This is a genomic window from Alcanivorax quisquiliarum, assembly GCF_023051175.1.
Taxonomy (GTDB): Bacteria; Pseudomonadota; Gammaproteobacteria; order Pseudomonadales; family Alcanivoracaceae; genus Isoalcanivorax; species Isoalcanivorax quisquiliarum.
This window is the reverse complement of the sequence record NZ_JALKII010000041.1, coordinates 1-1,008: the sequence shown is the minus strand read 5'-3', so window position 1 is coordinate 1,008 and position 1,008 is coordinate 1. Positions and strand designations below refer to the sequence as shown.

Annotated in this window: 1 protein-coding gene; it reads left to right on the top strand. The window is 48.1% G+C overall.

Features of this window, described 5'->3' with window-relative positions; all coding sequences use genetic code 11:
* On the top strand, positions 1 to 883 hold an 883-nt coding region (locus tag MU846_RS14535; RefSeq protein ID WP_246953993.1), incomplete at its 5' end, for a chitin binding peritrophin-A domain-containing protein.
* Positions 884 to 1,008: the final 125 nt, after the last annotated feature.

Genomic DNA, 1,008 nt, shown 5'->3' with positions numbered 1-1,008 from the left:
TCAATATCAAACCAACATGAGGGTGCTCCCGGCAATATTATTTCTAGCAGCATTTGTGGGGATTAATGCGGATATCAGGTTGCCCGATCCATCTTGGGCAATTGAAGTGAAACCTGACCCATCTAGTAAACCCCTACTTAAGTCATCCAATCCCTTTTACCTGCGCGATGATGTTACCTGCGACAAGATCTTTTCCTGCGCCAGTTGCTCCACTAGCAGGGTCTGCCGCCCCAAAGAAGATGGCAGTCTTCTGCATTACGTCGACATCCCGTGCCCTGACGATCGCCCGTACTGCGATACCGATTCGGGCACATGCCTGAGCACGGCGTCCATGCAATGCGGAGCTGATGACAACTTCATCTGCCTTGAGAAGGACCATTTTTTCCCAGACTCTGATTGCAAACAGTTCCACTACTGCGACAACAACTTTGTTCCGAAATTGTTCAAGTGTATCGAAGAAGGAAGCGTATACAACGCGATCGAACAGCGTTGTGTCGCTCAGGTGAATGACAACTCCTGCGGAAAGTTCGATTGCGACGGAAACACCCTGAAGAAGATGAAGCACTCCAACTTCCCTAGATACTACGCCATGTGCAAGAACGATGAAAACGCCGGCGGCCCACTCGTCGTCGGAGTCTGCCCTCCTTATTACCAGATCGGAGAGACCAGCCAGGTCTGCGAGCCCGACTGCAACGCCCATGGCATAGGTAACATCCCGGACGCCTCCGACTGCAAGAAGTACTTCACCTGTTCAGAGGTTTCCCTCTTGGACGGAAAGACCTACATGCAGAGAACCTCCAAGTCTTGCCCTAATGGAAACTCCTATGACCCCAAGCTCTTCATGTGTGTCCCTGATCCGGATGGTACCATCTGCAAGCCTTGATTCGCATCCATATTGTATACGCTAAATTGCTCTTAGTTACAAAACTATGTGTATATTTATTCGTTGATAAGTGTAATTAAAATTTTATAATATCATAAAAGTTTATTCTTGCATCTTTATACTGC